The following is a 12684-nucleotide window of genomic DNA, read 5'->3' as shown; positions in this document are numbered from 1 at the left end:
GACGCAAGGGTACTGAAGGGCACGGGCATCAGTTGAGCGAAGGGTCGTCCGGGTAGGTGGCCACCATCGCGAGTTCGCTGCGCTGGCGGCGCAGGACCTCCCGCCAGAGCCTTTCCGGACAGGGCGAGGAGACGTCGCCGGGTTCGGACTCGACGACGTACCAGGCCCCCTCCGCCAGCTCGTCCTCCAGCTGGCCGGGCCCCCAGCCGGCGTACCCGGCGAAGATGCGCAGCGAGCCGAGCGCGGAGGCGAGCAGCTCCGGCGGGGCCTCCAGGTCGACGAGGCCGATCGCGCCGTGCACCCGCCGCCAGCCCAGCGGTGCCCGGTCCGCCGAACCGCCGCCGGGGATCACCGCGACCCCCAGCGCCGAGTCCAGCTGCACCGGGCCGCCCTGGAAGACGACCCCCGGTTCGCCGGCGAGTTCCGCCCAGTCCTCCAGGATGTCGGCGACGCCGACCGGGGTGGGACGGTTGAGGACCACGCCGAGCGAGCCCTTCTCGTCGTGGTCGAGGAGCAGCACGACAGCGCGGTCGAAGTTCGGGTCCGCCAGGGCGGGCGTGGCCACGAGCAGCCGCCCTGTGAGCGAGGACACCTCGGTCATGCCAGACATGATCCCGCATCCTGCCCCCGCGCGGGGAGCCAATGCCCTCAGCGGTGTGCGCGCAGCTCACGGCGGGGGGAGGCACAGGGGGCGCACGCCCCCGGCGGTCACCCCGTGTGGCCGGTCGTGGACGGTTCGTGTTGTGGCGAATCCATGACGTGGCTGAGAAGTCCCGGGGCTTACGGAAGGGGGGTGGGCGGCGATTACGCTAGCTCTCCGGCCCACGCCGCGCCGGTCCCGCACCACGGGTCCACCGGCCGTCCGTCCACGCCGGAAAGCCTCTGCCCGAACTCCACGGAACGCGAGATCCATGACCGTCAACGGCTCTGACGACGTACTGCTTGTACACGGCGGCACCCCGCTCAGTGGCGAGATCCGTGTCCGCGGTGCGAAGAACCTCGTACCCAAGGCCATGGTCGCCGCGCTGCTCGGCAGCGGTCCGAGCCGGCTGCGCAACGTGCCCGACATCCGCGACGTCCGGGTCGTGCGCGGGCTGCTGCAGCTGCATGGCGTAACGGTCCGCCCGGGTGACGAGCCGGGCGAGCTGGTGATGGACCCGACGAACGTGGAGAGCGCGAACGTCGCCGACATCGACGCCCACGCGGGCTCGTCGCGCATCCCGATCCTGTTCTGCGGCCCGCTGCTGCACCGGCTCGGCCACGCCTTCATCCCCGGTCTCGGCGGCTGCGACATCGGCGGCCGGCCGATCGACTTCCACTTCGAGGTGCTGCGGCAGTTCGGCGCGAAGATCGAGAAGCGCGAGGACGGACAGTACCTGGAGGCGCCGCGGCGGCTGCGCGGTACGAAGATCCAGCTGCCGTACCCGTCGGTGGGCGCGACCGAGCAGGTGCTGCTCACGGCCGTCCTCGCGGAGGGCGTGACGGAACTCGCGAACGCGGCCATCGAGCCAGAGATCGAGGACCTGATCTGCGTCCTGCAGAAGATGGGCGCCATCATCGCGATGGACACCGACCGCACGATCCGCATCACCGGTGTGGACTCGCTCGGCGGCTACAACCACAAGGCGCTCCCGGACCGCCTGGAGGCCGCCTCCTGGGCGTCCGCCGCGCTGGCGACCGAGGGCGACATCTACATCCGGGGCGCCCAGCAGCGCTCGATGATGACGTTCCTGAACACCTACCGCAAGGTGGGCGGCGCCTTCGAGATCGACGACGAGGGCATCCGCTTCTGGCACCCGGGCGGCCAGCTGAAGTCGATCGCGCTGGAGACGGACGTCCACCCCGGCTTCCAGACCGACTGGCAGCAGCCCCTGGTCGTGGCCCTGACGCAGGCCACGGGTCTGTCGATCGTCCACGAGACGGTCTACGAGTCCCGCCTCGGCTTCACCTCCGCGCTGAACCAGATGGGCGCGCACATCCAGCTGTACCGCGAGTGCCTCGGCGGCTCGAACTGCCGCTTCGGCCAGCGCAACTTCCTGCACTCGGCGGTCGTCTCCGGCCCCACCCGGCTGCAGGGCGCCGACCTGGTCATCCCCGACCTCCGCGGCGGCTTCTCGTACCTCATCGCGGCGCTGGCGGCCCAGGGCACGTCCCGGGTCCACGGCATCGAGCTGATCAACCGTGGCTACGAGAACTTCATGGAGAAGCTCATGGAGCTGGGCGCCAAGGTCGAGCTGCCGGGCAAGGCGCTGGGCTAGAACCCCGCCCTGGAGAAGCAGGGGCGCAGCCCCGCTTCTCCAGGGGCGCGGGGCTGTGACATCTGCGGCTCCGCCGCGGGGCGCGGCCGGCCACGCCGGACCCGCGGCCGCACACGCACGATGGGGGCGGCACCTGGAAGACCAGGTGCCGCCCCCATCCGGCGTTCCACGCGCGCCACACCATCCCCGGAAGGACGGAGGGCGAGGCTACTTGCCCTTGGCCGCTTCCTTGAGCTTGCTGCCCGCGGAGACCTTCACGCTGTAGCCGGCCGGGATCTGGATCGGGTCGCCGGTCTGCGGGTTACGAGCGGTACGAGCGGCACGGTGGGTGCGCTCGAAAGTCAGGAAGCCGGGGATGGTGACCTTCTCGTCGCCCTTGGCGACGATGTCGCCGACGACCTCGGCGAACGCGGCCAGCACGGCGTCGGCGTCCTTGCGGGTCACCTCGGCGCGGTCGGCCAGGGCGGCCACCAGCTCACTGCGGTTCATGTTGTTACTCCCGTGTTCTTCTTGCCGTTGAGGCGGACCCGGGTCCGTCGTCAGACCCTCGCGCCCAGAAACGCATCCTGCACTCACCTGCGGCGGGAAAGCCAATCCAGCACCCCTGGGAGTCACACGAACACCCCTGGGAGTCATATGAACACCCTTGGGAGTCGTGGCAGGCCTGAGCTTGGCCGCCACACTAAAGGGCGGCGCAAGCCCCGCGGCCCCGCGACGCGCCGATGACGCGGGGCGTGGCAACCGTCACAGCGCCGGGCTCAGGCCGACGCCGCCGCCTTCGCGGCCTCGCGGACCGCCCCGGCGACCGCGCCGGCGACCTTGTCGTTGAAGACGCTCGGGATGATGTAGTTCGGGTTCAGCTCGTCCTCGGTGACGACGTTCGCGAGCGCGGTCGCCGCGGCGAGCATCATCTCGGTGTTGACGGTGCGGGACTGGGCGTCGAGCAGACCGCGGAAGACACCCGGGAAGACCAGCACGTTGTTGATCTGGTTCGGGAAGTCCGAGCGGCCGGTGGCCACGACGGCCGCCGTCTGGCGGGCGACGGCGGGGTCGACCTCGGGGTCGGGGTTCGCGAGCGCGAACACGATCGCGTTGTCGGCCATGGCGGCCACGTCGTCGCCGTCGAGGACGTTCGGGGCGGAGACGCCGATGAAGACGTCGGCGTCGCGCACGGCCTCCTTGAGCGTGCCCGTGAGGCCCTCGGGGTTGGTGTTGTCCGCGATCCAGCGCAGCGGTGAGTCGGCGGCGGCGTCGACCAGGTCGGTGCGGTCGCAGTGCACGACACCGTGGATGTCGGCCACGACGGCGTTCTTCACACCGGCGGCGATGAGCAGCTTGAGGATGGCCGTGCCGGCCGCGCCGGCGCCGGACATGACGACGCGGATGTCCCCGATCGCCTTGCCCGCGACGCGCAGCGCGTTGGTGAGGGCGGCGAGGACGACGATCGCCGTGCCGTGCTGGTCGTCGTGGAAGACGGGGATGTCGAGGGCCTCGCGCAGCCGGGCCTCGATCTCGAAGCAGCGGGGCGCGGAGATGTCCTCCAGGTTGATGCCCGCGAAGCCGGGGGCGATGGCCTTGACGATCTCGACGATCGCGTCGGTGTCCTGGGTGTCCAGGCACAGCGGCCAGGCGTCGATGCCGGCGAACCGCTTGAAGAGGGCCGCCTTGCCCTCCATGACGGGCAGCGCGGCCTTGGGGCCGATGTTGCCGAGGCCGAGCACGGCGGAGCCGTCCGTCACGACCGCAACGGAGTTGCGCTTGATGGTGAGGCGGCGGGCGTCCTCGGGGTTCTCGGCGATCGCCATGCAGACGCGGGCCACGCCGGGGGTGTAGATCATCGAGAGGTCGTCACGGTTGCGGATGGGGTGCTTCGACGCCATCTCGATCTTGCCGCCGAGGTGCATCAGGAACGTACGGTCGGAGACCTTGCCGAGCGTCACGCCCTCGATGTCGCGCAACTGCTCGACGATCTCGTCGGCGTGCGCGGTGGAGGTCGCGGCGATGGTGACGTCGATACGGAGCTTCTCGTGGCCGGATGCGGTCACGTCGAGGCCCGTCACCGAGCCTCCGTGGGACTCGACGGCTCCGGTGAGCTGGGAGACCGCGGTTCCGCTCGCGGGCACCTCCAGCCGGACCGTCATCGAGTAGGAGACGCTGGGCGCCGTTGCCATGGCCGACTTCCTCTGCTTTCGCGCGTACTTCTGCTACTGCGTTTGCTGCGTTTTGCCGTCCGATCGTCGCACCTACCGCCGGGTAGGCGTTAGCCGTCCGGGGTTGAGAACGTTTTGTTCACAACGAGAAGAGGTCCACGTCACATTCGACGTGGACCTCTTCGTACGTTCAGTGGCACCGACCCGCCATGCTCGCCTCGCGGCAAGTGGTCGCTCGTAGCGACGAAGGTTGGGCCCGGGGGCTTGGATCGAGCCGGTGCCATCCACAAGGCTAACAGGCGCCTCGGAGTTCGGGGAGTTGGCGATGCGTCGGCGGGTGCGGGTGGTTCGTGGCCGGCCGCGCCCGCGTGGCGGAGCCGCATGTCGGCACAGCCCCGCGCCCGCGGCCGACCGACCACCCGCTCAGTCGCGCAACAGGTCCGGGACCCCCTTCGCGTCGGGGTCGTCCCGCTCCGCCGACACGACCGTCAGCTGCTGCGTCGCACGGGTGAGTGCGACGTACAGCACACGCAGTCCGGCCGGGGACTCGTCCGCGATCTCCGCCGGGGAGACGACCACCGTGGCGTCGTACTCCAGCCCCTTCGCCTCCAGGCTGCCGAGCGCGACGACGCGGTCGCCGAGGCCGGCCAGCCAGCGGGCGGCCTCGTCCCGGCGGTTCATGGCGACGACGACGCCGACCGTGCCGTCGACGAGGTCCAGCAGACGCGCCGCCTCCGCGCGGACCGTGCGGGCCAGGGGCTCCCGGACGGCGGTGACGAAGCGCGGCTCGACGCCGGTGGAGCGGACCGCCGAGGGGGACTCGGAGCCCGGCATGGCCAGTGCCAGGACCTTGGCCGCCAGTTCGGCGATCTCGGCCGGGTTGCGGTAGTTGACGGTGAGGGTGAAGCGGCGGCGCGGGCGGCTGCCCAGCGCCTCGTCGCGGGCCTCGGCCGCCTCGTCCGGGTCGGACCAGGAGGACTGGGCCGGGTCCCCGACGACCGTCCAGGTGGCGTGACGGCCCCGGCGGCCGACCATCCGCCACTGCATCGGGGTGAGGTCCTGGGCCTCGTCGACGATGACGTGCGCGTACTCGGTGCGCTCCTGCGCCAGCCGCTCGGCCCGCTCCCGCTGGGTCTCCTCGCGGACCGGCATCAGCTCCTCCAGCCCCGTGAGCTGGTCCAGGGGGTCGTGGTCGCGCTTCTTCCGCGGGCGGGCCGGCGCGCCGAGCACGGCCTGGAGTTCGTCCAGCACGGCGACGTCGTGGACCGACAGGCCCTCGCGCTTCAGGGAGCGGGCGACCCGGCGGACCTCGCCGGGGTTGAGGATGCGCCGGGCCCAGCGGCCGAGGCGGCGCTCGTCGGACATGGCCTCCAGCACACCGCGCGGGGTCAGTTCGGGCCACCAGGCGTCGAGGAAGGCGATGAAGTCGTCCTCGCTCGTGATGTCCTCGTCGAAGGAGGAGCGCAGCTCGGCGGCCAGCTCCGGGTCGCTGTGCCGGCCCGCGGCGCCCGACCGGGACCACAGGGCGTCGAGGAGGAGCTTGCGGGCGCGGGGGCGCAGCAGGTTGACGGGGGCCGTGCCGCCGAGCGCGTTGTGGCGGATGCGGTCCAGGTCGGGGGCCTCCAGCTCGACGCGCCGGCCGAAGGCGACGACCCGGAGGCGGGTGGGCGCGTCGCCCGACTCCAGGGCGCCCCGGGCGGCCTTCCGCAGCACCTTGAGCATGCGGTACGAGCCCTTGGCCCGGGCCACGGCCGGGGAGTCGTACAGCGTGGCCTCCGCACCGTCGACCAGGGAGCCGATCGCCCGGATGGCGACCTGCCCCTCCTCGCCGAGGGACGGCAGCACGCCCTCGGTGTAGGCGACCAGCAGCGGGGTCGGGGAGACGATCAGGATGCCGCCCGCGTACCGGCGCCGGTCCTGGTAGAGGAGGTACGCCGCGCGGTGCAGGGCGACGGCGGTCTTGCCGGTGCCGGGGCCGCCCTCGACGTAGGTCACGGAGGCGGCGGGGGCGCGGATCACCAGGTCCTGTTCGGCCTGGATGGAGGCGACGATGTCGCGCATGGTGTGGCTGCGGGCCTGCCCGAGGGCGGCCATCAGCGCGCCGTCGCCGATGACGGCCAGTTCACCGCCGTCGAGGGATGCCTTCAGCTCGGGGCGCATCAGGTCGTCCTCGACGCCGAGCACCTTGCGGCCCTTGGAGCGGATGACCCGGCGGCGGACGACCCGGCCGGGGTCGACCGGGGTCGAGCGGTAGAAGGGGGCGGCGGCCGGGGCGCGCCAGTCGATGACCAGCGGCGCGTACTCCGAGTCCAGGACGCCGATACGGCCGATGTGGAGGGTCTCGGCGATGTCGGCGGTGTTGTCGGGGCGGACGGCGCCCTCGGCCGGCTCGACGGCGGTGTACGCGCCGTCGGGGCCCTTCTTGCCGTCCTTGCCGAGCAGCAGGTCGATACGGCCGAACAGGAAGTCCTCGAACTCGTTGTTCAGCCGGTTCAGATGGATGCCGGCGCGGAAGACCTGGGCGTCCCGCTCGGCGAGTGCGCCGGGGGTGCCGACCTGGCCGCGCTGGGCCGCGTCGTTCATCAGGAACTCGGCCTCGTGGATCTTCTCCTCGAGGCGCCGGTACACCCGGTCCAGATGTTCCTGTTCGACGCCGATCTCCTTCTCACGCACCGAGTCGTGAGCGGAGTCGAGCGTTTCCTGCTGAACCTGAGCGGCCACCCGGGCCCCCTTCTGACGTGCTGGGCAGCCGTCTACCGTACGCGAAAAGGACCCCGTCAGGCTATGTGCCCGACCGGGGTCCTCTCACCACGTGTTCCGACGTGTCATGCCTTGACCGAGACGAGCTTCTTCCCGCTGAAGGTCAGAACCTCGAAGTGGTCGATCTGGTCCGGTGTGAAGGCGGCGCCGCCGTGGACGTAGAGCGGGTTCTTCGCCTGCTCGGTCGTGGCGTTCTTGATGCCGTAGCCCCACTTCGGGACGGACCAGGAGGTGACCGTCTCGCGCTCGCCGTTCTTGCCGACGGCGATGAGCGAGCACTTCTCCGGACCCTTGACGTTCTTCAGCTCCAGGACCGCGTGCGTGCCCCATGCCTTGGACTCCATGGCGACCGTGGCGCTGACCTGGGTGGCCGCGTCGGTGCCGGAGACCTTGTCCTTGTCGGCCATCTTGACGAAGGCGTCGTGGGCGGGCTGGCTGGCGACCGGAGGCGTCTCCGAGTCCCCGCCGCCCGTCGTCGCGAACACGGCCGTGGGGCCGCCGACGATCAGGGCGACGCCCGCCGCGAGCATGAAGAAGTTGCGCCGGCTCTTCTTCGCGCGGTGCTGGACGACCTCGCCGACCAGGCGGTCCGCGAGTCCGGTGGTCGGTTTCGCGGACAGGGACTCACCGATCGCGGGTGTCCCCTGAGCGGCGGGGAGGTCCGCGAGCGCGGCCAGCATCGGTTCCATACCGGCCAGCTCGTCGAGCTGCTGGCCGCACCACTCGCACGTGGCGAGGTGGATTTCGAACTGTGTGGCCTCGGCGTCGTCCAGTATCCCGAGGGCGTACGCGCCGACGGTCTCGTGGATGTTGTCGCCGGACCCCTGGGCTCCTTGCACAGATCCGGGCATTCCCGGTCCATACCCCCCGTAGATGTTGCTCATGCCGTCACCCCGCGCTCCTCTAGAGCCAGCTTCATCGACCGCAGGGCGTAGAACACCCGGGAGCGGACGGTGCCACTGGGGATGCCAAGCGTCTCGGCCGCCTCATTGACCGTACGCCCTTTGAAATAGGTCTCGACCAGGACTTCCCTGTGAGCAGGGGTCAGGTCGTCCAGCGCGTCCGACAGTGTCATCAGCCACAACGCCTTGTCGATCTCGTCCTCCGCGGGGATGACCTCCAGCGGCGACGGGTCGACCTCCTGCGGCCGGGCCTGCCGGCTGCGGTGGCCGTCGATGACGATGCGACGTGCGACCGTCACCAGCCAGGGGCGTACCGATCCGGTCGCTCGATTGAGCTGACCGGCGTTCTTCCAGGCCCGGATGAGAGTTTCCTGCACAACGTCCTCGGCACGCTGGCGGTCGCCCGCGACCAGACGCAGCACGTACGCGAGCAAGGGTCCAGCGTGCTCGCGGTACAGCGCGCGCATCAGCTCCTCATCAGGCTCTGAGGGCTGCGATGCGCGATGTCGTGCCCTGTGCGGGCGTTCATCGGCCACAGCGGAATCCTTGCGCACGGCTACCTCCGGTGTCCGGGGGTTCCCCCAGTCGGTCGCTCACATCGGGATACGTAGGTAACCAGTTGTGTGTTCAGAGTTGAGCCACAACTTTCTCGATTAAACGCGGTGCGGGTGGGGCAGCTGGGGGACAAGTGGTCCCATATCCCTGCTTAAACCGGCACGCATGGACGGGAATTGTGAAGACTCCCGCGTCGCGATGTGAAAAACAGCACTGCTGCTTCTTTACGGCCAGCAGGGGTTTGCCCAACTGTCGGGGTGGGTAACGGGGGTGGGCTTCCGCGTCCCGGCTACACGCGGGCCAGGGCGGCGGCTCGGCGGCGGTGCCGGGCCACGCGCTCGCGATTGCCGCAGATCTCGCTGGAGCACCAACGGCGGCGACGGCCTCGGGAGGTGTCGACGTACACGATGGGGCAGTTGTCGCCCGCACAGCGGCGCAGGGCGGCGCGGGCCGCCGGGTCGGTGAGCAGCTCCACGGTGTCGCGGGCGATCAGGGCGAGCAGGGACGCGCGGTCGGGTGTGTGGTGCAGGGTGCGGGTGAGGGTGCCGTCGTCCGTGCGGACGGCCCGGGGGGCCGGAGTGGGGGCGCACGCCAGGTCGTTGACCCGGGCCAGGGAGAGGTCGGCGGGGTCCCGGTCCGGGCCGGCGTGGACCAACTGCCCGACGTGTCCGCGTAGTTCCCGGAAGTCGACCAGCCAGTGCGGGGTGACGGGGGCGAGGTGGGTGCCCTCGGGGACCAGGCGGGCGGCGGTGATCCAGGTGCGCAGGGCGTCCGGGGTGTCGAGTTGTTCCTCGGGGTGGGTGGTGGCGAGGAGGTCCAGGCAGAGGTGGCCGCAGTCGAAGCGGGGGTCTGGTGCCATGGGCTTGTCACCGCCGTGGGGTTGCCGGCCGGCAGGGGTGCGATGCGCTGCGCGCTGCGCTCGGGAGGTACGTACCCCTTACAGTGCCTGGGCGCACGCCGGGCGGGAACCCTTCGGTGTGCGGCCGGTTCGGTTCGCCCCCGCCGCCCTTGCCCGTCCCTTCCCAGGGGCTGCGCCCCTTCGACCCCCAACCCGCGGGTCCGGTGGGGCTTCTCGCGCAGTTCCTCGCGCCCCTGAAAGACCAGGGGCTGCGCCCCTACGGCCCCCCGACCTGCGGGTCCGGTGGGGGCTGGTCGCGCCGTTCCCCGCGCCCCTGAAAGACCAGGGGCTGCGCCCCTACGGCCCCCCCCGACCTGCGGGTCCGGTGGGGGCTGGTCGCGCCGTTCCCCGCGCCCCTGAAAAGGCAGGGGCTGCGCCCCTGGTCCTTTACGTGTCGTACTTCGTGTCCGCCGTTGGGTCCAGGGCCAGGCGGTAGCCGCGTTTGACCACTGTCTGGATGAGTTTGGGGGTGCCCAGGGATGTGCGGAGGCGGGCCATGGCCGTTTCCACGGCGTGTTCGTCGCGGCCGGCGCCGGGGAGGGCCTTGAGGAGGTCCGAGCGGGGGACGACCCAGCCCGGACGGCGGCAGAGCGCGCGCAGCAGGGACATGCCCGCCGGAGGGACGGGGCGGAGGTCGCCGTCGACGAGGACCGCGTGGCCCCGGATCTCCACCCGGTGGCCGGCGATGGGCAACGTGCGGGCGCGGCCGGGGAGTTCCTGGCACAGGAGCTGGACCAGGGGGCCGAGGCGGAACCGCTCGGGCTGGACCGTGTCCACGCCGTGGGCCTGGAGGGGCAGTGCCGTCACCGGGCCCACGCAGGCGGGGAGGACGTCGTGGCCGAGGGCGTTGAGCAGCTCCGGGAGCAGGCCCCGGTCCTCGGCGCGGGAGAGCAGGGAGGCCGCCGCCGGGGCGCTGGTGAAGGTGAGGGCGTCGAGGCCGCGGCCGATCGCCGCGTCGAGGAGGCGGTCCATGGGGGTGATGTCCTCGGGGGGCATCCAGCGGTACACGGGGACACCCACGACCTCCGCTCCGGCGGCCCGCAGGGACTCCACGAAGCCGGGGAGGGGTTCGCCGTGGAGCTGGATGGCGAGACGACGGCCCTCGACGCCCTGCTCCAGCAGCCGGTCGAGCACCTCGGCCATGGATTCGGAGGAGGGGGACCACTCCTCGGTGAGTCCGGCGGCGCGGATGGCACCCTTCACCTTCGGTCCGCGCGCGAGGAGTTCGACGCCCCGCAGCCGGTCGAGGAGCGCCTCCCCGAGGCCCCAGCCGTCCGCCGCCTCGATCCAGCCGCGGAAGCCGATCGCCGTGGTCGCCACCACGATGTCGGGGGCCTGGTCGAGCAGGTCCTTGGTCGCGGCGAGCAGTTCGCTGTCGTCGGCGAGCGGCACGATGCGCAGGGCGGGGGCGTGCAGGACCGCGGCTCCGCGGCGCTGGAGCAGTGCTCCCAGCTCGTCGGCCCGGCGGGCGGCCGTGACGCCCACGGTGAAGCCCGCGAGCGGCCCGTGGTCCGTCGGCGCTGTCCGATCCATCCGATCCATCAGAACCGTCCTGTCTGGTCGATCGGCTCGATCTGATCGCTCGGGTCGCTGCTGTTCGTCAAACATGGCTCTCGTCCCGCAGTCGAGTCGTTGCACTCAGTCGAAGCTCTGTTGCGTGCGGGTGCGCCGATCGACGCACCCGCATGCCGAACGAGCCTGTCAACGGTGCGTGACAGGCTCGGTTCGGGTTGATGTCGCTGGTGTTACGTCACACGTGTCAGGCCATGGGTGATGTCACACCTCGGCATAGCTGAGCTGCGGCTTCGCTTCCGTGGCGGTCGTCGCCGCAGAGACGTTCGAGGCCGGGCGGCGAAGGTATACGGCCCAGGTCACCGCGAAGCAGAGGCCGTAGAAGGCGAGGAAGGAGACGAAGGCTCCGGTGCCGGAGCCGACGGTGAGGAAGGACTGGCGGAAGGCCAGGTTGATGCCGAGGCCGCCGAGCGCGCCCACCGCGCCGATGATGCCCATGGAGGCACCGGAGAGGCGGCGTCCGTAGGCCGCGGCCTCCTCGCCGTCCAGCCCCTTGGCGAGGGCCTTGGCCTGGAAGATGCCCGGGATCATCTTGAAGGTGGAGCCGTTGCCGAGGCCGCTGAGGACGAAGAGCACGATGAAGGCGCCGGTGAACAGCGGGAGCGACTTCTGCATGGAGGCGATGACGATGATCCCGGTGGCGCCGGCCATGGCGACGTAGTTCCACAGGGTGATCTTGGCGCCGCCGTACTTGTCGGCGAGCGCGCCGCCGACGGGGCGGATCAGCGAGCCGAGCAGGGGGCCGATGAAGGTGACGTACGCGGACTCCAGGGGCGTACGGCCGAACTGGGTCTGCAGGACCAGGCCGAAGGCGAAGCTGTAGCCGATGAAGGAGCCGAAGGTGCCGATGTAGAGGAAGGACATGATCCAGGTGTGGGCGTCCTTGACGGCGTCCTTGGCCGCGCCGGTGTCGTTCTTCAGCGACGCGATGTTGTCCATCTTGATCCAGGCCAGGGCGGCGGCGATCACGATGAGCGGGATGTAGATCCCCAGGAGGACGCGGGGACCGCCGGAGGCGCCGATGACGGCGAGACCGATGAGCTGCACGACCGGGACGCCGATGTTGCCGCCGCCCGCGTTGAGGCCGAGTGCCCAGCCCTTCTTCCGCAGCGGGAAGAAGGCGTTGATGTTGGTCATGGAGGAGGCGAAGTTGCCGCCGCCGATACCGGCCAGCATCGCGCAGAGCAGGAACGTGTTGAACGAGGTCCCCGGCTCCATCACGAGGAAGGCCGCCACCGTCGGGATGAGCAGCAGGCTCGCGGAGACGACCGTCCAGTTGCGGCCGCCGAAGAGGGCCACCGCGAAGGTGTACGGGATGCGGACGATCGCGCCGACCAGCGTGGCCATCGAGACGATGAAGAACTTGTCGGCCGGGGTGAGCCCGTACTCCGGGCCCATGAACAGCACCATCACCGACCACACGGTCCAGACGGAGAAGCCGATGTGCTCCGACAGCACCGAGAAGATCAGGTTGCGACGGGCGACCTTCTCGCCGGTCTCGTTCCAGAAGGCCTCGTTCTCGGGATCCCAGTGCTGGATCCAGCGGCCTCCCCTGCTCGATGCGGGGGCAGTGCTCGGGGCTGTCATGA

Annotated in this window: 10 protein-coding genes; 1 reads left to right on the top strand and 9 read right to left on the bottom strand. The window is 70.8% G+C overall.

Going from position 1 to position 12684, the window contains the following annotated elements; all coding sequences use genetic code 11:
• Positions 1–28: 28 nt before the first annotated feature.
• Positions 29–601, bottom strand: a complete 573-nt coding sequence (locus tag SCAB_RS26695; protein WP_013003193.1) for a YqgE/AlgH family protein — start codon at positions 599–601, stop codon at positions 29–31.
• A gap of 310 nt (positions 602–911) precedes the next feature.
• Here SCAB_RS26695 and murA point away from each other — a divergent pair, with 310 nt between their 5' ends.
• Complete coding sequence (murA, locus tag SCAB_RS26690; protein WP_013003192.1) at positions 912–2258, top strand: UDP-N-acetylglucosamine 1-carboxyvinyltransferase; 1347 nt, start codon at positions 912–914, stop codon at positions 2256–2258.
• A 207-nt stretch (positions 2259–2465) separates the two neighbouring features.
• Here the strand turns inward: murA and SCAB_RS26685 are convergent, their stop codons facing one another.
• From SCAB_RS26685 to SCAB_RS26650, 8 genes are all read right to left on the bottom strand, one after another.
• A complete protein-coding gene (locus SCAB_RS26685; RefSeq protein ID WP_005486790.1) occupies positions 2466–2747 on the bottom strand; it encodes an HU family DNA-binding protein in 282 nt (93 codons plus the stop codon).
• A 269-nt stretch (positions 2748–3016) separates the two neighbouring features.
• Positions 3017–4429 carry an NAD-dependent malic enzyme gene (locus SCAB_RS26680; protein ID WP_013003191.1) on the bottom strand — a complete coding sequence of 471 codons (1413 nt, stop codon included), beginning with the start codon at positions 4427–4429 and terminating at the stop codon, positions 3017–3019.
• Between the two features lie 402 nt (positions 4430–4831).
• On the bottom strand, positions 4832–7129 hold the full coding sequence (locus SCAB_RS26675) for a HelD family protein (RefSeq protein ID WP_013003190.1): 2298 nt from the start codon (positions 7127–7129) through the stop codon (positions 4832–4834).
• Between the two features lie 104 nt (positions 7130–7233).
• Positions 7234–8019, bottom strand: a complete 786-nt coding sequence (locus SCAB_RS26670) for an anti-sigma factor family protein (RefSeq protein WP_013003189.1) — start codon at positions 8017–8019, stop codon at positions 7234–7236.
• Positions 8020–8048: 29 nt separating this feature from the next.
• Positions 8049–8624, bottom strand: a complete 576-nt coding sequence (locus SCAB_RS26665) for a sigma-70 family RNA polymerase sigma factor (RefSeq protein WP_013003188.1) — start codon at positions 8622–8624, stop codon at positions 8049–8051.
• A 290-nt stretch (positions 8625–8914) separates the two neighbouring features.
• Entirely contained in the window at positions 8915–9484 is a 570-nt protein-coding gene (locus tag SCAB_RS26660; protein WP_013003187.1) for a CGNR zinc finger domain-containing protein, read from the bottom strand.
• A gap of 426 nt (positions 9485–9910) precedes the next feature.
• On the bottom strand, positions 9911–11065 hold the full coding sequence (locus SCAB_RS26655) for a uroporphyrinogen-III synthase (protein WP_013003186.1): 1155 nt from the start codon (positions 11063–11065) through the stop codon (positions 9911–9913).
• A 234-nt stretch (positions 11066–11299) separates the two neighbouring features.
• Complete coding sequence (locus SCAB_RS26650) at positions 11300–12682, bottom strand: nitrate/nitrite transporter (protein ID WP_013003185.1); 1383 nt, start codon at positions 12680–12682, stop codon at positions 11300–11302.
• Positions 12683–12684 lie beyond the last annotated feature (2 nt).

It is taken from the genome of Streptomyces scabiei 87.22, from assembly GCF_000091305.1.
Taxonomy (GTDB): Bacteria; Actinomycetota; Actinomycetes; order Streptomycetales; family Streptomycetaceae; genus Streptomyces; species Streptomyces scabiei.
The sequence above is the reverse complement of the archived record's forward strand: the minus strand, read 5'-3'. Positions and strand labels throughout refer to the sequence as shown.

Excerpts from the sequence above, each read along its gene's own strand:
- SCAB_RS26670 (WP_013003189.1), bottom strand. The coding sequence starts at position 8,019 with ATGCCCGGATCTGTGCAAGGAGCCCAGGGGTCCGGCGACAACATCCAC.
- SCAB_RS26685 (WP_005486790.1), bottom strand. The coding sequence starts at position 2,747 with ATGAACCGCAGTGAGCTGGTGGCCGCCCTGGCCGACCGCGCCGAGGTG.
- SCAB_RS26650 (WP_013003185.1), bottom strand. The coding sequence starts at position 12,682 with ATGACAGCCCCGAGCACTGCCCCCGCATCGAGCAGGGGAGGCCGCTGG.
- SCAB_RS26680 (WP_013003191.1), bottom strand. The coding sequence starts at position 4,429 with ATGGCAACGGCGCCCAGCGTCTCCTACTCGATGACGGTCCGGCTGGAG.
- SCAB_RS26655 (WP_013003186.1), bottom strand. The coding sequence starts at position 11,065 with ATGGATCGGATGGATCGGACAGCGCCGACGGACCACGGGCCGCTCGCG.
- SCAB_RS26695 (WP_013003193.1), bottom strand. The coding sequence starts at position 601 with ATGACCGAGGTGTCCTCGCTCACAGGGCGGCTGCTCGTGGCCACGCCC.
- murA (WP_013003192.1), top strand. The coding sequence starts at position 912 with ATGACCGTCAACGGCTCTGACGACGTACTGCTTGTACACGGCGGCACC.
- SCAB_RS26660 (WP_013003187.1), bottom strand. The coding sequence starts at position 9,484 with ATGGCACCAGACCCCCGCTTCGACTGCGGCCACCTCTGCCTGGACCTC.